At 60.6% G+C, this 19,113-nt stretch carries 15 protein-coding genes; 11 read left to right on the forward strand and 4 right to left on the reverse strand.

The features are described 5' to 3' along the window. Positions 1-18 precede the first annotated feature (18 nt). Positions 19-1,044 carry a LysR family transcriptional regulator gene (locus tag FJU30_RS20745; protein ID WP_150436880.1) on the reverse strand — a complete coding sequence of 342 codons (1,026 nt, stop codon included), beginning with the start codon at positions 1,042-1,044 and terminating at the stop codon, positions 19-21. A 91-nt stretch (positions 1,045-1,135) separates the two neighbouring features. On the opposite strand from FJU30_RS20745, the gene FJU30_RS27495 reads away from it, so the two are divergent. The 9 genes from FJU30_RS27495 to argC all read left to right on the forward strand — a co-directional run bounded on the left by FJU30_RS27495 (position 1,136) and on the right by argC (position 8,901). Beyond that, on the forward strand, positions 1,136-1,267 hold the full coding sequence (locus tag FJU30_RS27495; protein ID WP_263406746.1) for a hypothetical protein: 132 nt from the start codon (positions 1,136-1,138) through the stop codon (positions 1,265-1,267). Continuing rightward, on the forward strand, positions 1,257-1,895 hold the full coding sequence (locus FJU30_RS20750; protein WP_150436881.1) for a LysE family translocator: 639 nt from the start codon (positions 1,257-1,259) through the stop codon (positions 1,893-1,895). Before FJU30_RS27495 ends, FJU30_RS20750 begins: the two co-directional genes overlap by 11 nt. 376 nt (positions 1,896-2,271) lie before the next feature. After that, on the forward strand, positions 2,272-3,036 hold the full coding sequence (locus FJU30_RS20755) for an IclR family transcriptional regulator (RefSeq protein WP_150436882.1): 765 nt from the start codon (positions 2,272-2,274) through the stop codon (positions 3,034-3,036). A 53-nt stretch (positions 3,037-3,089) separates the two neighbouring features. Beyond that, positions 3,090-3,845: a transporter substrate-binding domain-containing protein gene (locus FJU30_RS20760; protein ID WP_150436883.1), complete on the forward strand. Its 756-nt coding sequence runs from the start codon at positions 3,090-3,092 to the stop codon at positions 3,843-3,845. A gap of 55 nt (positions 3,846-3,900) precedes the next feature. Next, positions 3,901-4,572, forward strand: a complete 672-nt coding sequence (locus tag FJU30_RS20765) for an amino acid ABC transporter permease (RefSeq protein WP_150436884.1) — start codon at positions 3,901-3,903, stop codon at positions 4,570-4,572. A gap of 29 nt (positions 4,573-4,601) precedes the next feature. Then, entirely contained in the window at positions 4,602-5,348 is a 747-nt protein-coding gene (locus FJU30_RS20770) for an amino acid ABC transporter ATP-binding protein (RefSeq protein ID WP_150436988.1), read from the forward strand. A gap of 65 nt (positions 5,349-5,413) precedes the next feature. Further along, complete coding sequence (locus FJU30_RS20775; protein ID WP_150436885.1) at positions 5,414-6,796, forward strand: formimidoylglutamate deiminase; 1,383 nt, start codon at positions 5,414-5,416, stop codon at positions 6,794-6,796. Between the two features lie 16 nt (positions 6,797-6,812). Next, positions 6,813-7,619 carry an N-formylglutamate deformylase gene (gene hutG / locus FJU30_RS20780; protein WP_150436886.1) on the forward strand — a complete coding sequence of 269 codons (807 nt, stop codon included), beginning with the start codon at positions 6,813-6,815 and terminating at the stop codon, positions 7,617-7,619. A 340-nt stretch (positions 7,620-7,959) separates the two neighbouring features. Further along, positions 7,960-8,901 (forward strand): N-acetyl-gamma-glutamyl-phosphate reductase, encoded by a 942-nt coding sequence (gene argC / locus FJU30_RS20785; RefSeq protein WP_150436887.1) that lies wholly within the window; start codon positions 7,960-7,962, stop codon positions 8,899-8,901. A 47-nt stretch (positions 8,902-8,948) separates the two neighbouring features. On the opposite strand, the gene FJU30_RS20790 is transcribed toward argC, so the two are convergent. Both FJU30_RS20790 and FJU30_RS20795 read right to left on the reverse strand, forming a co-directional pair. Next, positions 8,949-10,733: a sigma-54-dependent Fis family transcriptional regulator gene (locus tag FJU30_RS20790; protein ID WP_150436888.1), complete on the reverse strand. Its 1,785-nt coding sequence runs from the start codon at positions 10,731-10,733 to the stop codon at positions 8,949-8,951. Between the two features lie 151 nt (positions 10,734-10,884). After that, positions 10,885-11,130 (reverse strand): hypothetical protein, encoded by a 246-nt coding sequence (locus FJU30_RS20795; RefSeq protein WP_150436889.1) that lies wholly within the window; start codon positions 11,128-11,130, stop codon positions 10,885-10,887. A gap of 23 nt (positions 11,131-11,153) precedes the next feature. Here FJU30_RS20795 and adhP point away from each other — a divergent pair, with 23 nt between their 5' ends. Both adhP and FJU30_RS20805 read left to right on the forward strand, forming a co-directional pair. Continuing rightward, entirely contained in the window at positions 11,154-12,179 is a 1,026-nt protein-coding gene (gene adhP / locus FJU30_RS20800; RefSeq protein ID WP_150436890.1) for an alcohol dehydrogenase AdhP, read from the forward strand. Positions 12,180-13,283: 1,104 nt separating this feature from the next. After that, entirely contained in the window at positions 13,284-15,215 is a 1,932-nt protein-coding gene (locus FJU30_RS20805) for an oxidoreductase (protein WP_150436891.1), read from the forward strand. A gap of 488 nt (positions 15,216-15,703) precedes the next feature. On the opposite strand, the gene FJU30_RS20810 is transcribed toward FJU30_RS20805, so the two are convergent. After that, positions 15,704-19,102, reverse strand: a complete 3,399-nt coding sequence (locus tag FJU30_RS20810) for a TIM-barrel domain-containing protein (RefSeq protein WP_150436892.1) — start codon at positions 19,100-19,102, stop codon at positions 15,704-15,706. Positions 19,103-19,113 lie beyond the last annotated feature (11 nt).

A 19,113-nucleotide genomic window follows, 5' to 3' on the forward strand; every position in this document is an offset into this window, starting at 1 on the left:
TAGATCAACGCCATATCGTCAACATTCTTCGCATGGAGGCGCGCCGGGCCAGACGCCGGCCTCGGGAAATTCATAAGGAGCGGCCGGCAGCGCTTGTCCGCGGCCGCCGTCGGCCGCTTTGCTTAACGTCGGTTCTTTGCTCAGGCGTTCCGCCAGAAAATTAATCAGCACGCTGAGTTTGGGCGGCACATGGCGGGTGGGGGGATACAGCAGCCAGAGCCCGCCGCTGTAGTGGCTGCGAAACTGCCAGTCCGGCAGCACCTGAACCACCAACCCTTGCTGCAGCGCGTGGCGGGCGGTGAAATAGGGCAGGCTGCCGATACCGATGTGCTGCAAAACCGCATCCAGTCTTACGCCGGTATGGTTGGCCGCATAGCGGCCGTGGACGTTGACGCTGACCACTTTATTGCCCCGGCGGAATTTCCAGCGCGCATCGCCCGGCTCCTCGCCGAGGCAGATGCAGCTATGTTCCTTCAGGTCATGCGGGTGCTGCGGCGTTCCCTGTTGCGCCAGATAGTGCGGCGTCGCGCACAGCAAGTGTTCGATATCCAACAGCCGTCGGCCCATCAGGCCCGGCGGCGGTTGATCGGTGATGCGAATCGCCAAATCGACGCGATCGTCAATCAGATCGACATAGCGATCATCCAGCAGCAGGCTCACATCGACCTTCGGGTAGCGGGCGAGGAACGCCGGCATGTGCGGATGGATCACGAAACGGCCCACCGCCTTAGGCACGCTGAGCCGTACGCTGCCCTGCGGTTCGTCGCTAAGCTGGCCGGATACCGCCATCGCCGCCTGGGCGGCGTTCACCATCGCCAGACAGTGGGTGTAGACCTGCTGGCCGCTGTCGCTCAGGCGCAGCTTACGCGTGGTTCTCTGCAGCAGTCGCGCGCCCAGCGCCTTTTCCAGCCGGGCCACGGCGCGGCTGGTGGCCGACGGCGTAGCCGCCAGCTGGCGGGCCGCCGCTGAAAAACTGCCGGTTTCCACCACCTTGACGAAAACCGCCATTTCCCCCATCAGGGACAGTGTTTTATTTGTGCTCATCAGGAAAAAGTTATTTGGTCCGGCGATGGATTATCGCGGTCAACGGTATTCCCTACAATGTAAAGAAAAGAACAACGAAGGGAAATGAAAAATGACTGAGCGCCTGTATCTTTTCGATTCTCGCCAGAGCGGCGAATCGGAAGCCATCGATAGTCAACCGCCGGCCGCCGGCCGCGACGCCGCGCTGTTTTACCCGCCGACCGGGGGGCGCTATGTTGCATAATTACTGGGGCGAATTCGCCGGGCTGGCGCTGATTCACTTTCTGGCGGTGATTGCGCCGGGGCCGGATTTTGCGGTGACGATCCGGCAGAGCGTAAGATTTGGCCGACTGGCCGGTATCTGTACGGCGCTGGGGATCGGGGCGGGGATGTCGGTGCACATAATTTACACGCTGCTGGGCATCAGCGCGTTGATGCATACCACCCCCTGGCTGATGTCCGCCGCCAGATTCGCCGGCGGGGCGTATATCATCTACCTTGGCGTCAATTTCCTCCGCAGCAAGCCGACGCCGCTGCCCTCACTGGCGCACGACGGGGCGGCGCCGCCGGCGCAGAGCAGGAATAAGGCCTTCCTGATGGGGTTTATGACCAATGCCACCAACCCGAAAGCCACACTGTTTTTCCTCGCCATCTTCACCAGCGTAGTAAGCAGCGCAACGCCGACGTCGGTACAAATGCTGTACGGTCTGTGGATGTGTTCGGTCAACGCGGCATGGTTTGTGTTGGTCAGCCTGCTTTTCTCCAGTCCGGCGGTGCGCCAACGGTTTGAGCGTAAAGGATACTGGTTCGAACGGGTGATGGGCGTGGTGTTGCTCGGTTTCGCCGCTCGCCTGTTGATGGTGAGTTTTTGAACCGTCCGCCGGTTGATCGCGAGGGTATCCGTCCGCCGGCGCGGTCAACCCCGGCCGCGTCGGGCGGCCGTTAAGGCGGCGCGCCGCGGAGAGCGCCGGCCGCCTCTCTTTGCTTTATGCGGCTGTGATTCATTTTGGTGCATTTGCCTCCCTTTTTTGGTGCGGTGGCGCGTTCGGTTAATCGCCGGCCGGCATCGCGTTCGTGCCTGTTTTACCGTCCATCGCATTATCCCCCTCTTTTTTTGCCTTTTTTATGCCATTTATCCGATTGATATTCTGTTGTTTCTCACATGGTAGGAATCAATTTCCCGTATTTTGGCATGCCATCTGCTTTAGTTATCGCAGTAACGTTTCAATTCGCTCACGGGATGGGGTCATGCTGAAAGACGAACGGGCTACAACAATCCACAAGGACGAGACGGTCACGTCGCAGGAGCGAGTGTTGATGATCCTGAAAGTGATCGCCCAGTTTGGCCGGCCGGCCAGCGCCGGCGATCTGATGAAGGCGACCGGGCTGGCGAAGAGTACGCTGTACCGCCAACTGGCGATTCTGCGCCGCTGGGGTTTTGTGCTGGAGACCGGCAACCTGTACGCCCCCGGGCCGGTGAGCCTGCAGCTGGCGCTGGGGTTTGACGGCACGACGCTGCTGGCTCAGTGCGCGCAAGAGGATATGCAGTGGCTGTCCGAGCAGTCGCAGGAGACGGTCGCCATCAGCGTGGCGATGCAGCGTCAGGCCATTTGCATCAGCATGATTGAAGCCACGCAGTCGCTGCGCTGTTCGTTTGAGAAGGGACGCAGCGTGCCGCTGCGGGCCGGCGCCACCGCAAGGTGTCTGCTGGCTCATATGCCGGAACAGGAGCGCAATCACGCGCTGGCGCAGGCCTTCCCTCAGCCGGAGGCGCGGGATGCGGTGCTGCGACAACTGACGGCGATCCGCCAGCAGGGTTACGCCTGCAGCGACAGCGAGGTGGACGCCGGCATCTGGGGCGTCAGTTTCCCCCTGCTGACGCGCGACCGGCGTCTGCTGGGCGTGCTCAGCCTGATGGCGCCTTCGCAGCGCGTCGCGGAGCGCCAGACGGCATTGATCGCGCTGACGGCGCAAAGCGCCGAACGTATTCATCATCGTTTAAAAGATTTTTGACGCCCGGCGCCGCTGGCGTTCGGTTTTTTGTCTCTACCTGGAGGAAGTAATGTATGTCTTTAACCCGTCGTGTTTTATGCAATACGCTGTTCGCCGTGGGGCTGTCCTGCCTCTCCACGCTATCTTTCGCTAAGGCCGGCGAACCGATTAAAGCCGTTACGGACGCCACCTTTCCGCCGATGGAGTTTATGGAAAACAACAAATTCAGCGGCTTCGATATTGAACTGGTGGAGGCTATCGGCAAGCAACTGCAGCGCCCGGTACAGTGGACCAACGTGGATTTCAAAGGACTGATCCCCAGCCTGACGTCCCAGCGGGCGGATATCGCGGTTTCCGGTATCTACATCACGCCAGAACGCGCCAAAGTGGTCGATTTCACCAGACCTTACCTGACCGGCGGTCTGGTGGTGCTGGTGAAAGAGGGCAACACCACGATTAATTCCCACGAGGATCTGAACGGCAAAAACGTCAGCGTGCAGGTCGGCACTAAATCGGTGGCGTGGCTGCACAGCAATATGCCGCAGGTGCGGCTGGTGGAAGTGGAAAAAAACCAGCAGATGTTCAATCTGGTCAGTATCGGCCGGGTGGACGCCGCGGTAACCGGTAAACCGGCCGCCTTTCAGTATGCCCGCACCAAAGGCGGCGTGCGCATTCTGCCGGACCCGCTGACCTCGGAAGAGTATGGCATCGCCGTGCGTAAAAATCTGCCACAGCTGCGCGACGATATCGACGGCGCCATCGAACAACTGAAGGCGAACGGCGAGTATCAGGCGCTGGTGGATAAATGGTTTCCCTCCTCGGGCAAATAAATCGGGCGGGCATCGGCCGATGCCCGCAGGATGCTGACGTATTACAGGAACCGTTATGAATTTAGACCTGGATTTTGCGCCGGTTTTCGCCAGCAGCCACACGCTGCTGGCCGGGACGCTGGTCACGATCGAAATTACGCTGTGCGCGCTGCTGGTGGGCTGTTCGCTCGGGCTGCTGATCGGCATCGCCCGGCTCAATCCTCAGCGCCGCGTCCTGTATGCGCTGTCCAGCAGCTACGTGGCCCTGATTCGCGGCACGCCGCTGCTGGTCCAGCTGTTTATCTGGTATTACGGCCTGCCGCGTTTCGGCGTGATGCTGCCGTCCTTTTTCTGCGGGGTGATCGGCCTCGGACTCTATTCGAGCGCCTATATCTCGGAAATCGTGCGCGGCGCGATTTATTCGATTGAGCGCGGTCAGAACGAGGCCGCCCGATCGCTGGGCATGTCGGCCCGTCAGGCGATGTATAAAATCATTCTGCCGCAGGCGGTGGTGCGCATGATCCCGCCGCTGGGCAACGAGTTCATCGCACTGATCAAGAACTCCGCGCTGGTGTCGCTGATTACCATTCAGGACGTAATGCAGGCCGGCACCACGGTGATCAGCAACTCCTACCGGGATTTGGAAACCTATCTGGTCGTGGCGGGCGTGTATTTTGTCCTGACCGGCATTTCCGTGCTGGCGCTGCGCTATTTTGAAAAACGTCATCATATGAAAGGGGTGCAGTAATGGCCGATCGCACAGTCACAGCGTCGCCGATGATTGCCATTCGCCAGCTCGGCAAACGTTTCGGCGACCACCGGGTTCTGCAAGGAATTGATTTCGATGTGTTCCCCGGCCAGGTGGTGGTGGTTATCGGGCCGAGCGGCTCCGGCAAAAGCACCTTTCTGCGCTGCTGTAACGGGCTGGAACACCCGGAAGAGGGCGATGTCACTTTGTGCGGCCGCCAGTTGATCAGCCAGGGGCGCATGCTGGCCGAGCCGCAACTGAATGAACTGCGCAAAGAGGTGGGCATGGTTTTTCAGTCCTTTAATCTGTTCCCGCATCTGTCGGTGCTGGAAAATATTTGCGTGGCGCCGCTGATGCTGCGTAAGACGAGCAAGGCGGCGATGCGCCAGCAGGCGATGCGGCTGCTGGAAAAAGTCGGGCTGTCGGCAAAAGCCAACGCCATGCCGGGCAGCCTGTCCGGCGGGCAGAAACAGCGCGTGGCGATCGCCCGCGCGCTGGCGATGACGCCCTCGGTGATGCTGTTTGACGAGCCGACGTCGGCGCTCGATCCGGAGCTGGTGGGCGAGGTGCTGCAGGTGATGAAGCTGCTGGCGCAGGAGGGCATGACCATGATTGTCGTCACCCATGAAATGGGGTTCGCCCGCGAAGTGGCCGATGTGGTGGTAGTGATGGACGGCGGCGGGATTGTGGAAGCCGGCCCGCCGCAACAGATTTTCGGCGCGCCGCAAAACGAGCGCACCCGGCGTTTTCTGCAGGCGGTGTTGTCCCAGAACTGAAGCGGGCGATCGCCATTCAGGCGGCGGGAGCGCCGCGACTTTTTTCACCAGAGAGTGAATCCATCATGACTGCGAATCAACTTTTTGCTCAATATGCGCTGCTGAACGACGGCTGGCGGCGCGATGTCCTGCTGGAGTGGAATCCGGAAGGTTTGCTCAGCAATGTGAGTACGGCGGCCAGCCCGCCGCCGGGCGTGGCGCGCGCCGGCTGGCTGCTGCCGGGTATGCCGAATTTGCACTCGCACGCTTTCCAGCGTGCGTTCAGCGGGCTGACCGAATATCGACAGCAGCGCGAGGACAGCTTCTGGAGCTGGCGCAACCTGATGTACGCGTTTGCCGCGCGTATTTCGCCGGAGCAGATGGAAATCGTCGCCACCTGGCTGTACAGCGAGATGCTGGAGGCGGGTTATACCTCGGTGTGCGAATTTCACTATGTGCATCATCAGTCCGACGGCGCGCCGTATGCGGAACCGACCACGCTGTGCCGCAGCCTGCTCAACGCGGCGAAAAACACCGGCATCGGCCTGACGCTGCTGCCGGTGTGCTACCAGAACAGCGGTTTCGGCGGTCTGCCGCCGGAGAGTAAACAGCGCCGCTTTATCAACGACAGCGAGCAATTTCTCTCGCTGTGGCAGCAACTGCAGGCGCCATGCCGCCAGCAGCAGGTGAGACTGGGCGTGGCGCCGCACTCCCTGCGTGCGGTAACGCCGGCGTCGCTGACGCGGCTGATCGACGGCGTCCGGCGGATGGATGCGCATGCGCCGGTGCATATTCACGTCGCGGAACAGCAGAAGGAGGTGGAGGACTGTCTGGCGTGGAGCGGCCAGCGCCCGGTGGAGTGGCTGATGAATAATCAGCCGGTTGATGAGCGCTGGTGCCTGATTCACGCTACGCACATGACCGAACCGGAGTATCGGCGCGCCGCCGCCAGCGGGGCGGTGGCCGGGCTGTGCCCCAGCACGGAGGCCAATCTGGGCGACGGCATATTCGACTTTCCGCTGTGGCGGCGGCACGGCGGGCGCTGGGGAATCGGCTCCGACAGCCACGTCGCGGTCAGCGCCGCCGAGGAGTTGCTGCTGCTGGAGTACTCGCAGCGTTTGCAGCGCCGCCAGCGCAACATCTGCGCCGATGACGCGCAGCCGGACGTCGCCGCCAGTCTGTATCTGGGGGCGCTGCGGGGCGGCGCGCAGGCCTGCGGTCGGCCGGTGGCGGGGCTTGCCGTCGGCCAGCGGGCGGATATGGTCGAGCTGGACGGCGAACATGTCGCGCTGGCTCAACTGCCGCTGGACAATATTCTGGCCGGCCATCTGTTCGGCAGTTCGCGCGCCTCCGCGCTGCGCCGCGTGTGGACCGGCGGCCGGCTGCGCGTTGATCGTCAGCATACCTTACATTCTGCGGCGCAGGCGGCGTTTGCCGATGTGCGTCGGCAACTGTTACAACACCTTTGATCGGGAGTGTTTTAGTATGAGCACGACAGCACCGTTTATTTTTCACCAGGGCAGCGCGCCGCTGTTTGTCACCATGCCGCACACCGGCACCTGGCTGCCGCCGGAGATCGCCGATACCCTGACCGACGAGGCCAGGCGGGTGCCGGACACCGACTGGCATATCGAACGGCTGTATGCCTTCGCTAAAGATCTGGGCGCCTCGGTGCTGCAGGCCACCTGTTCGCGCTATGTGGTGGATCTCAACCGGCCGCCGGACGGCGCGAGCCTTTATCCCGGCCAGGCGACTACCGGGCTGTGCCCGGACATTCGTTTCGACGGCGGACCGGTGTATCTGCCCGGCGCTCAGCCCTCGTCGCAGGCGGTGGCGCAGCGGCGCGAACGCTACTGGCGACCCTGGCACGATCAGCTGGCGGCCGAACTGGCGCGGCTTACCGCGCAATTTCCCCGCGTGGTGCTGTGGGATGCCCACTCGATCTGCTCCGTTCTGCCGCAGTTTTTCGACGGACGGCTGCCCGATTTCAATATCGGCACCAACAAGGGCGTGACCTGCGATCCCGCGCTGCAGCGCCGCGTCGCCGACCTTGCCCGCCTGGCCGCGCCGTTCAGCCATGTGGAAAACGGCCGCTATACCGGCGGTTATATCACCCGCCACTACGGTCAGCCGGAGCAGGGCGTTCATGCTTTGCAGATGGAGCTGGCGCAAAGCGCCTATATGGACGAGACGCCGCCCTGGCGCTGGGATGAAGAGAAAGCGCGTCCGCTGCAGACGCATCTGCGGGCGATGCTGAGCGCGGCGCTGGCGTTCGCGCGCGAAGGCGAATAAGCGTCGCCGCGCGGTTTCCCCGGCCGGGCCGTTATCCCGCGTGGGCTGGCAACGCGGGATAACGGTCCGACATCAGGCGCCGATCGGCCGCCTGACGCCCTTTACCCATTGATTTTACAGCATCCCGGCGCGATATCCGCAGTTTTATGGCCGGGTTGCCGCATCCGGCATCGTTCACGCGCGGCAACAATGTTATGATCGACGGGACTCAGTGCGCTGAGTGATTTCGGCAGGTCTGACGCCTGGTCAGAAACGCGCAATGTTGACTGAGTTCTCTTCAGGTGTTCGACGACGGCACACCTGGTCAGGAACGCTTTTATCTACTCAGAAAGACAGGTCTATGAGCAACAAATATCGTGTATTTATCGACGGTCAGGCGGGCACTACCGGGTTGCAGATCCAGCAGCGTCTGATCAATCACCCTCATATTGAGCTTCTCACTATCGATGAGGCCAGGCGCAAAGAGGCGCAGGCGCGTCAGGAAATGATGTCCGCCGCGGATATCACTATTCTGTGCCTGCCGGATGCCGCCGCGCGTGAAGCGGTGGCGCTGGCCGATGCCGTCGGCGCGCGGGTGCTGGACGCCAGTTCGGCGCATCGCACTGAGGCGGATTGGGTTTACGGCATGCCGGAACTGGGCGCCGATCGGCGCGCGGCCATCCGCCAGTCCAGCCATGTCTCCAACCCCGGCTGTTACGCGACGGGCGCTATCACGCTGCTGGCGCCGCTGGTTCAGCGCGGCCTGATCGGCGCGCAAACTCCGCTGGCGATTAACGCGATTTCCGGCTATAGCGGCGGCGGTAAGGCGATGATTGAACGCTACCAGCAGACGGCGCCGGGCTATGCCGCCTACGGTCTGGGGTTCGATCACAAACATCTGAAAGAGATACAGAAATGGAGCGGCCTCGCGGTGCGGCCGATATTCCAGCCGGCGGTAGGCGACTATGCTCAGGGCATGCTGGTGTTTATTCCGCTGAATAATGTGCTGGACGGCGACAGCGCCTGGCGCGCGCTGGATGAGTTTTACGCCGGCGAGGCGTTTATCCGCGTGATGCCTCTTAACGCGCTGCCGGAAGAGAGCGCGCCGTTTTTGCTGCCGGAAGCGCTGAACAACAGCAATATGCTGGAGCTGTTCGTGTTCTCGCATGCCGAACACCGGCAGACGCTGTTGGCGGCAAGACTGGATAATTTAGGCAAGGGCGCCTCCGGCGCCGCGGTGCAGAACCTGAACATTATGTTGGGGCTGCCTGAGGATATCTGCGTCAATCTGCCGACGGACTAAGCGCGCCGAACGAGCGGCAATCGCGTCGCGCCATTGCCGTTTTTTACTCAGCCCGGGCGGCAGTTGGTCTTTTCCAGCCGGCGGTAGAGCGTACTGCGCGAGATACCGAGTTTTTTCGCCGCCAGACTCATATTGCCGTTGGCGGCGCGGATCGCCTCGCGCTCGTCCAGCTTCCCGCGCCGCGTCTGCGGCGCGCTTTGTCGCGTGTCCTGTTGATCCGGCAAATCGGCGAGGCTGATGATATCGCCGTCGTCGGCCAGCGCCAGCACAACCTTAAGCACGCTCAGCAGCTGCCGCACGTTGCCTGGCCACGGATGGCGGGTCAGATGCCGCACCACCTCATCCGGCAACGTCACATCGCGCCGCTCTGCGCCCAGTTCCCGCCACAGGCGATGAATCAGGCGCGCGACCTGCGTCCATTCGCGCAGCGGCGGAATATGCAGACGATATTCCTCAATCCGGTACAGCAAATCTTCGCGAAACTCGCCGGCTCTAACCTGCGCCGGCAGATCGCGATGCGTGGCGCAGATCAGCGCGAAATTGACCGGGAAAGCGGCGCTGCCGCCCAGCGGCGTCACGGTTTTTTCCTGCAGCACCCGCAGCAGGCGGGTTTGCATGGCGATCGGCATATCGCCGATCTCATCCAGGAACAGCACGCCGCCGTCGGCCTCGCGCAGTTTGCCGATGTAGCCTTTCGGATTCGCGCCGGTGAACGCGCCGGGCAGGTAGCCAAACAGCTCGGACTCGATCAGATTTTCCGGCAGCGCCGCACAGTTGATCGCGACAAACTGGCCGTCGCGCCATTTGCTCGTTTCGTACAGACGGCGACTAAAGTGTTCTTTGCCGCAGCCGGTTTCTCCGGTAATGCACAGCGCGATCCCGGCGTTGAGTATCCGCAGCGCCTTCTCTTTATTAATGCCGTTTTCTTCGAACGGCGCGGCCGCCGGGCGCAGCGCGAAATAACGCTGGCCCGGCGCCGTACGGGTGGCGTAGTAGCGTCGCTCGTTGCCGGCTTGCAGCGTCTGCAACTCCGCTTCGCTCGGGGCGTGCGCGAACAGCGCCTCGAGTCGCCTGACGCCGAAATGGTGCGGCGCCAGGCGGAATTCATTCATCGCCAGTTTATTGGCCGCCATTAGCACGTTATCGGCAAAGACCAGCACCAGTTCCTGCGCGCTGCCGAGCATCCGGTCGTCGCTATGCAGGCACAGCATCCAGCGCTGTGGCGAAACCGTGCTTTTTACCCAGTGATGCTCGATATAGCGCGCCGTCTGACCTATCAGCCGGTCGGCTCCCCGGTGCGGATGCTGCGCCGGGCTGGACAGATCCAGCACGCCGGCTATCTGTCCGTCGGGCCGGAATACCGGGGCGGCGGAGCAGAACAGACCGGCGTTTTGATTAAGAAAATGTTCCGCGCCCGTGACTTCGCACGATGTATGCAGGGCCAGCGCCGTGCCGATGGCGTTGGTGCCTCTGGCGTGCTCTCCCCACAGGTTGCCGGGGGACAGCGCGACGCGCTCCGCCTGCGGCAAAAAATCATTCTTGCCGCAGGTTTCCAGCACCAGACCGGTGGCATCGGACATGACCAGGATCGCATTCTGCTTAACCCTGTCGGCCGCCAGACGGGTGAACAGCGGGCGCGCGATGTGGAAGATCCAGCTGTTTTGTTCCCGCGCGTCTTTAAGCATGGCGGAGGGAACGTCCGGGATCGCCTCATCGTCCCGGCTCAGGCCATAACGCCGGCTGCGTTGCCAGGAGTCCGTCAACGGTCCGGGGAGGCGGTCGCCGTCGCCCGGCCCGCCATACTGCGCCTGATCTCCTTTGGCTTGCGGCATGGCATCCTCCGTTATGGTTAAATGTTATTTATATGTATCAGTTTGATGTCCCTTGTGTTGCGACTTGCGACACAAAAAAGGGGACAGTTCGCGATGATTTCGGCGCTCAGGCGCATACCCCGCCGATCAATTTGTTATTAATTGTCTGTTTTTAATCTTCTTTCTTTTTTTTCACAAAAAGATCACAAGTGGTATAAGGGCTGCTTATGCATCTGGCGACAATATTGTGCGCCGCCGCCGCGGCACCGTTGCGTCCTGTTTTTATTTCGAGGAGCCGCGCATGGCGTACATCCATCCTGGACAGGCCGGCGCGCGCCGCGTTCGGCCAGCAGGTGAAAAAACGCGGGTCCATGATGACCCGGCGCCGCGCGGCCTGTTCTGAAACATTCCTTGCCATTGTTGTAAAAAACGAGGTTCCGCATGAAAACGATGAAAGCCGCTGTAGTCACCGCATTCGGTCAACCGCTGATCATTGAGGAGGCCCCCGTACCGGCCATTTCCGCGGGCAAGGTGCTGGTGAAGATTGAAGCCACCGGCGTATGCCATACCGATCTGCACGCCGTCGACGGCGACTGGCCGATTAAGCCTAATCCGCCGTTTATCCCGGGCCATGAGGGCGTCGGGTATGTGACGGCGGTGGGCGAGGGGGTTAAGCACCTGAAAGAGGGCGATCGGGTCGGGGTGCCCTGGCTCTATTCCACCTGTGGTCACTGCGAACACTGTCTGGGCGGCTGGGAGACGCTGTGCCATTCGCAGCAGAACGCCGGTTATTCGGTGAACGGCAGCTTTGCGCAGTATTGCCTGGCGGACGCCAACTATGTCGGCATCCTGCCGGATAACGTCGACTTCGTCCATATCGCGCCGATCCTGTGCGCCGGCGTCACGGTGTATAAAGGGTTGAAAATGACCCAGGCCAAAGCCGGCGAATGGGTGGTGATATCGGGTATCGGCGGTTTGGGCCACCTGGCCATCCAGTATGCCCGCGCCATGGGACTGAACGTGGCGGCGGTGGATATTGATGACGATAAACTCAATTTCGCCAAAAAGCTGGGCGCCGGCGTGGTCGCCAACGCCAGGGAGGTCGACCCCGGCGTCTGGTTCCACCAGCAGTTTGGCGGCGCGCACGGCGTACTGGTCACGGCGGTCTCGCCGAAGGCCTGCGCCCAGGCCACGACCATGATGCGGCGCGGCGGCACCATGGTGCTGAACGGGTTGCCGCCCGGCCGTTTCGATCTTTCCATCTTTGATATGGTGCTGGACGGCATTACGGTGCGCGGTTCGATCGTCGGCACGCGTAAAGATCTGCAGGAAGCGCTGGATTTCGCCGGCCATAAAAAAGTGGCGGCGGAGATATCCGCCGAGCCGCTGGAGAATATCAACGACATTTTTACTCGTATGCGCCAGGGAAAAATCACCGGCCGAATCGTGGTGGATATGGCGTTGTAACTCTGGCGTATCGCAGGGGGAATGGCCCAGGGAGGGGCCGACGCTCACGCTGTCCCGCTAAATAACGTCGCGCATCGATGCGTCACTTTTTACCATGCCGCAACGCGTAACGGACGATAAGCCAATTAAAATAATTATTAAAAACAGTGGGGTAGAGTTTAATCATAATATCGTTGTCGCTACAACCTGTAGCGGCAAGCGTCGCGCTATTATGCGAAGCTATTGAGGTGTGGAAACACTAACGGAATAATAACTGTTATCAAAAAGCCGGCAAATAGTCTCTTTATAGTAACGCGGAATTATCAATATTTCGACATGATGGGTGTTTTGCATAAAAAGTATAAACAGGATATGGAATTGTAACTAACTTGTCAGGCTATTATTACTATGTGATTTTATTGTCGCTAATTTAATAATTATCTTGATGTCCTGCGCGGACGGTAATAATTTATGACAGAGAAATTAGCCATTGATGGCATTAATTACTATAATTAATGCCGGAATATATATTTACTCTGAATAATTCGAGTCGCAGGATAAAAACGTTATCGTTTTGTCCGGCCAATGCGCCTGCGGCTTGAGAGATGACGAGTATTTTACTTTTCAGGTTGTGCAGGCGCGTAGCCTGGTCGAATGCCCGCCTTATCTCCGGGGCCTTGCCTCTGGAGAACGCTGCAAGCCGCGTTCAAATTCGCCGCCGGCAGACTCGTCGCCCGGTCCTGATTCGCTCAGCCCGGGGCGTTTGTTTTGCTTGCCGCGTTGCGCGCGAAGCCCCGGTTGCGCCGAATAATTGTGCGCAGCCAACGCGTTCGCACCCTGAAGGATGACGAGTATACCCTTGATATTTCAAGCTGCAGGTACGTTGATTTTGTGACTCGTCCCCGCCATGGGACTCGCCCTTGCCGGGCCGCCGTCAGCGTTGTCGCGCATATTGCGGTAAGCCAACGGGAGTTTATGGGCGATATTCTGTCTTTCAGAGAAGGTCAGCCATTGGCTGGCCCCATTCGTCGCCGACGAATGGGGCGCTGCGTCGCCGCCCTCCTGCAACTCGAATTATGTGGGATATATAATATCTTTTGTATTTATTAGCAGGATATATAAAGCATGTTTAAAAAGTTATTCCAGCCTAAAAAAATCAATCAATGCGTTATTCCGAATCGGTTGGTCGTGCCCGCTATGGTGACCGATCTTTGCAATAGCGACGGCACGGCGACCGAACGCTATATCGCCTATCATGAAGAAAAGGCGAAAGGCGGGTGGGGACTGATTATTACGGAAAATTACGCGATAAATGAAAACGCGATGGGCTGTAAATATATTGGCGGACTTTGGCGCGATGAACAAATCGCCGGCCATAAAGCGCTAACGGACAGGATTCATCAATACGACAGCAAAATCTTCGCGCAAATTTACCATGCCGGCCGGCAGACATCGCATAACGTGAACGGCGGGGTGCAGCCGGTCGCGCCGTCGGCGATTCCCTGCCCGGCGCTGCATGAAATGCCGCGGGAACTCACCATCGACGAAATTCAGCAACTGGTCGGTGAATTCGGCGACTGCGCCCGCCGGGTGAAGCAGGCGGGCTTCGACGGCGTGGAGATTCACGCCGGGCACGGCTACCTCATCGCCGAGTTTTTATCGTCTTACGCCAATAAACGCACGGACCGGTATGGCGGCAGCCTGGACGGCCGAATTCGCTTCCTGCAGGAGATTTACCAGAGGGTGCGTAGCGAAGTGGGCGATGATTATCCCGTGACGATCCGTCTGTCCGCCGACGAAGGCTTTATCGGCGGCCGCGATATTTCTGAAACCCGCGTGCTGGCGCAACTGTTCGAAGAGTGGGGCGTCGATGCGCTGCATGTCACCATGGGCGTTTATGGCGATCGCAATAAGTCCTGCACCGTACCGCCGATGTACGTGGGACACGCCTGGGCGGTGTCCTATGCCGAAGAGCTGAAGAAAACGGTACAGATGCCGATCATCTCGGTGAACAGGATTAACGATCCGCGCATGGCCGATAACGTGCTGGCGACGGGCAAGGCGGACTTTATCGCCATGGGGCGCGGTTCGCTGGCCGATCCGCATTTGCCCAACAAGGCTAAAAGCGGCGATCTGGCCTCGATTCGTTACTGTATCGGCTGCATGCAGGGCTGTATCGCCAGCCTGCCGCGCGGCGTGCCGTTCACCTGCCTGGTCAACCCTTCGCTGGGGCGCGAAGCGAACCTGAACTACGAGCCGGTGCGCGAGCCTAAACGCGTCTTTATCGCCGGCGGCGGCCCGGCCGGTCTGGAGGCGGCGCGCGTCGCGGCCCTGCGCGGCCATCACGTCACGCTGTTTGAAAAAAATGGTCATCTGGGCGGCCAGTTCCGCTCCGCCGCGTTCCCGCCGGGTAAAGGCGAACTGGCGACCTATACCGCCTGGCTGACGCGCGAGCTGGAAAAACTGCACGTGGATATTCGCTATCACACCGCGCTGACCAAAGAGATCGTAGCGCAAAGCCAACCGGACTCGGTGATTATCGCCACCGGCGGCGCGCCGTCGATCCCGCCAATCAAGGGCATCAAACAGTCGCATGTGGTGCTGGCCGAAGATGTGCTGCTGGGCAATGTGACCACCGGACAGCGGGTGGTGATCGCCGGCGGCGGTGAAGTCGGCGGCGAAACCGCGGCCCATCTGGCCATGCAGCAGAAAGAGGTCACCATTATTGAAATGCGCGATCGGCTGCTGGTGGAATTGGACGGCGTCAGCAAGCTGCACCTGATGGGGCTGCTGAACGAGTATGACGTTAAACAATACGTTAATACGAAGCTGTGCGAGATCGAAGAACAGCGGGTGGTGCTGGAGAATGAACAAGGCCGGTTCGCGCTTGATGCCGATACCGTGGTGATCGCGCTGGGTTACCGGCCGGTTAACGATCTGGTCAACGAACTGGAAGGCATCACCGATAAGACGATCGTGATCGGCGGCGCGGTGAAGACCAGCAATGCGCTGATCGCCTCGCGCGAAGGGTTTGACGCCGGTATGTGCGTGATGTAATGCGAGCGCCGGGGCCGGAGACTTGCGGCCCCGGCAGCAATCCGCTGCGCAGCCGGAGCGGATTGCGCCATTTCCGCCGCCCCGCCACACCTTCCTTGCGCCGCCGGACGACATATCGCGCCAGCGAAATAAATCGACGCCCAGGCATAAATAGCCGACGGATAACCGCACCCGCGCTACGATTTCAGCGACGATATCGCTGAACCCGGCGTTGTTGATTCGGCCCTTATTCATCGCGTTTACCGCGTCCCGCGTCGGCATGAGTGTCGGCAACTCAATGTCCTTGCGCGCCAGCGTGAACCGCGGTATCGGCGAAACCTTAAAGAAAATACCCGATGGAAACATCAGCGGGGCGGTGACGATATTGCCGAAAGCGGCGGCGAAAAAACGGACCCGCAGGTCCGTATAGGGGAGGCGTCGCCTCGTTCGGCGACGGGACAGAGGACCGGGCCGTATTGTGCGGACGACCCGGCCTGCGTTTCAGCCGATCAGAGCGCGACCGTTACGGTCAGCGACGCGTCCGGCGCGAGTTTCCCGGTTGCGGTCTTGATCCAGACATCGCCCTGTTCATCGATACAGGCCGCCGGTCGCGGATGCCGGAACAGCTCATCCGTCGAAGCGACCCGCTCGTCGAGCGGGCTGCTACCGACGCTGATGCGGCGCACGGCGCTGTTTGGCGCGCGCAGACGGAAATAGATAAATGTGTGCAGCGGATAGTCATATTTTCGCGGCTCGACGCTGATCACCAGCGCCTCGCCGTCCGCGGCGCCGCGTTGCCGCGCCTGACGAATATCGATAACCGAGAACGCGCCCTGTTGTTCCGCCGCGCGCGTGACGCCGCCGTCATCCCAGTACAGCTGATGATAGCCGTCGCCCTGTTTCCCGGTGGGGTAGAGCGTCAGCACCAGCGGCTGACGGAATTTATCCAGCACCTGAATGTTCCTGAAATCGGCTTTGAGGTCCGATTGCGCATGGCGTTCGGGAATGATGGCGCCTTCGCGGATAAACAGCGGCAGGCTGGCGATGTCGGCGCGGATCGTCTGGCTCTTGCCCCCTTCGATCGGGTGCCCGGTATCCACGCTGTCCTCAACGACGTTGTATCTGTACCAGTTAATGGCCAGTCCTTGCGCGCCGCAGGGGAAGTAGACCTCTTTTTCGACCGCGTAGCCGGTGCCTTCGCCTTCGGGACTGCGCGTCAGGATCGGCGCCACCAGCACCGAATGTTCGATGAAGAACTGGGTGGCGAGGCGCTGGCGATTGGCCTCGCTGAATACCGCGCCGTCCTCTTCCCACAGACACATGGCCTTATTGATCGGCAGCCCGGTCTGGGTGGTCTGGTACATGGCATCGTAAAGCAGGTGATGCCAGCGCACCCGGAAGCGAATAAACGCGGCCATGATATCGCCGAAGGTGGCGTGCCCGCGAGCCGGCGATGTGTAGTGATATACCTCCTGGTACTGTTTCATCGCATCATAGTGGTTACGCATCCACGGCTGCAAACAGGCGGTCTGGATCCAGCGCGTCATCAGCTCCGGCTCGCAGAGCGCGCCTATATCGATATCGTCCGGCCCCAGCGCCAGTCTGTCGTATACCATCGGGTTGTGGCTGCGATAGTGCTTATCGCCGTAGAAGGTGTCGCCCGGCGCCATCGCGCATTCTCCGGGCGCGAAGCCGCCGACATCGGCGCCGACGATGGGCAGGCCGGACAAGCCGAGGTTGAGGATCTGCGGCACGGTGATCTGCAGGTGATGCCAGGTCGAGGCGTTGTCGCCGATCCAGTGGCCCGCATAGTGCTGTAGACCCGGATAACCGCTGCGGCAAATAATGTAGCTGCGTTTGTAGCCCTTCAGCAGATCGGCATTCGCCACCAGTCCGTGCTCATAGGTGGCGCGCGCCAGCATATAGGCATGAAAGTTGCGCAGCTCCACGAAGGGCGTTTTGCGCCCGTCGCCGAAGCGCGGATCGGTCAGCTGCAGTTGACCGTGGTAACCGCGCCAGTTAAAGGTATTGGTTCTTCTCCGGTCGTCGACCGGCGCTTCGCCGTTCAACGACCAGCCGAACTGATTGCGCGGCGCCGCCGTATCGGCGAAGTTTTTCCCGTCTTCGACGTGCGGCATCGGGTCCGGCACCGTCATGTCCTGCCAGATGAACCCCAGCCCGTTGTTGAATAGCCCGGCATATTGTTCGCCCCAGAAACGGGCGGCGTCCGGGTTACCGTAATCGGTGATCACCGAGCCGATGGTGTCGCGCTCGCCGGTCTGCACATTGATGCCGTAATCGAGCACCAGCACGTTTTGATCGGGATAATTGACTTCGCCGATGCGGGTATAGGTCAGACCGGGGTAGTCGCTTTCATGACGCGGCCCGCGGAATTTAGCGATGTTGGCCTCGCCTTCGTTCTGCACACAGTAGCCGTTGCTGATCAGCCCCTGGACGGTTTTATACTGTTTTTTCGTCTTATCGCCGGGATCGTAGGCGACTTTATCCGCCCGGACAAACGGCGTGATATTGGTCTGGCACTGCAGATTAAACTGCGCCGCCCAGTCGAATACCGACAGGCCCGAATCCACCTTGCCGCCGGACCAGAAACTGTCCTTGATGGTAAACACCTTCTTGTCTTCCTGCACATCGATATCGACGCCCAGACCTTCGATGGGAATGCCCGCCGCGCGATGGCCCTCCACGATATCCTCGATATAGACGCGCGCCGGATCGGTTTCCTCCTTCGGGCGCAGCAGGCCGAGACAGCCGTATTTCGCCTGAAAATAGCCGAAGATGTACTTCGGCGGCATAACGGCGCGGTCGTTAAGCGTGAACGATTCCGCCGCGCGCGCGCCGCGGCCCATCAGATAGGTCAGCGCATCCAGCACGCCGCTCGCCTGCTGCGCGAACATGTAGTGGCAATCGAACTCGCCCTGCTGTACGCCGGCTTCCACCGCCGTCGGGTCGCGGGCGGCGTCTTTGAACGAGAAAAAACTCTGGCCGGTATTGTCGAGGAATACGCCGAGAAACTGCTGACGCTCGGCGATGACCGCGCGTTCGATATACACCGGCGCGTTGAGGTAAAGCGGAATGCAGGCGGTGGTTTTGAACGCGTCTTTATAGTCGACCTGACGCGGGAATATTTCGGGCTGGTTGTACCACAGGTTATCGTAATTGTAACAAGTGACCTGGGTGCCGCGGTGGTCAAGTTGCGCGCTGCCGCTGTAGCCGTAACACGCTGCTTTATCCGCGCCGAGCGCCGGATTGCGCTTGCCGGTCAGGTTATAGTGAATAATCTCGCCCAGGCCGAAATAGTGGGTCGCGGAATCCGCCTTACGCTTCATGTTCGCTACCGTGCCGACGCCGGGACGGGCGTGGAGCAGGGGGCCGGAGGAGATATCGGTGATGGCGCCGTCGGCCAGTCGTTTAACCTGGATTGACAGCTGGCCGTCTTGCGCCCGGATGAACAGAACCTGTATGGCGTTCAGCTGAATGCTGGCGCCGTTGCGGTTCCAGCGCAACACGGGGTGATAGCCCGCCGCCTGTTCCTGCCGTCGTATCTGGTCGAGACGTTCGGCCACCACCGGGCCGTAGACCTTATCCGGATAGTCCTCCAGCGCGGCCGCCGACGGGGAAAAACGCACCCGGAAGGCGTCTTTTTCGCAGGAGGTGACCTGCAGCACAAGGCAGATATCGCGGCCGGCGTCCGCGCCGTCGCTGCGGGTTTTGGCTCTGGCGTTGAGATAGAGGGTCCAGTCAGAATCAAAGCCGTTGGCCGAATGCGGCGTGCCGTCCCAGTTGACCGAATAGAGTTCGATATCGTCGCCAACGCTCCAGTCATGAACCGGCACATAATCGTAGGTGTTATAGGCCCGCCACTCCGGGGGCAGTTCTCGGTTACTCATTGCTACGCTTC

It is taken from the genome of Affinibrenneria salicis (assembly GCF_008710095.1).

What these genes read in the sequence shown, in the direction of transcription:
- FJU30_RS20745 (WP_150436880.1), bottom strand. Translation starts at nt 1,044, where the DNA reads ATGAGCACAAATAAAACACTGTCCCTGATGGGGGAAATGGCGGTTTTC.
- FJU30_RS27495 (WP_263406746.1), top strand. Translation starts at nt 1,136, where the DNA reads ATGACTGAGCGCCTGTATCTTTTCGATTCTCGCCAGAGCGGCGAATCG.
- FJU30_RS20750 (WP_150436881.1), top strand. Translation starts at nt 1,257, where the DNA reads ATGTTGCATAATTACTGGGGCGAATTCGCCGGGCTGGCGCTGATTCAC.
- FJU30_RS20755 (WP_150436882.1), top strand. Translation starts at nt 2,272, where the DNA reads ATGCTGAAAGACGAACGGGCTACAACAATCCACAAGGACGAGACGGTC.
- FJU30_RS20760 (WP_150436883.1), top strand. Translation starts at nt 3,090, where the DNA reads ATGTCTTTAACCCGTCGTGTTTTATGCAATACGCTGTTCGCCGTGGGG.
- FJU30_RS20765 (WP_150436884.1), top strand. Translation starts at nt 3,901, where the DNA reads ATGAATTTAGACCTGGATTTTGCGCCGGTTTTCGCCAGCAGCCACACG.
- FJU30_RS20770 (WP_150436988.1), top strand. Translation starts at nt 4,602, where the DNA reads ATGATTGCCATTCGCCAGCTCGGCAAACGTTTCGGCGACCACCGGGTT.
- FJU30_RS20775 (WP_150436885.1), top strand. Translation starts at nt 5,414, where the DNA reads ATGACTGCGAATCAACTTTTTGCTCAATATGCGCTGCTGAACGACGGC.
- hutG (WP_150436886.1), top strand. Translation starts at nt 6,813, where the DNA reads ATGAGCACGACAGCACCGTTTATTTTTCACCAGGGCAGCGCGCCGCTG.
- argC (WP_150436887.1), top strand. Translation starts at nt 7,960, where the DNA reads ATGAGCAACAAATATCGTGTATTTATCGACGGTCAGGCGGGCACTACC.
- FJU30_RS20790 (WP_150436888.1), bottom strand. Translation starts at nt 10,733, where the DNA reads ATGCCGCAAGCCAAAGGAGATCAGGCGCAGTATGGCGGGCCGGGCGAC.
- FJU30_RS20795 (WP_150436889.1), bottom strand. Translation starts at nt 11,130, where the DNA reads ATGGCAAGGAATGTTTCAGAACAGGCCGCGCGGCGCCGGGTCATCATG.
- adhP (WP_150436890.1), top strand. Translation starts at nt 11,154, where the DNA reads ATGAAAACGATGAAAGCCGCTGTAGTCACCGCATTCGGTCAACCGCTG.
- FJU30_RS20805 (WP_150436891.1), top strand. Translation starts at nt 13,284, where the DNA reads ATGTTTAAAAAGTTATTCCAGCCTAAAAAAATCAATCAATGCGTTATT.
- FJU30_RS20810 (WP_150436892.1), bottom strand. Translation starts at nt 19,102, where the DNA reads ATGAGTAACCGAGAACTGCCCCCGGAGTGGCGGGCCTATAACACCTAC.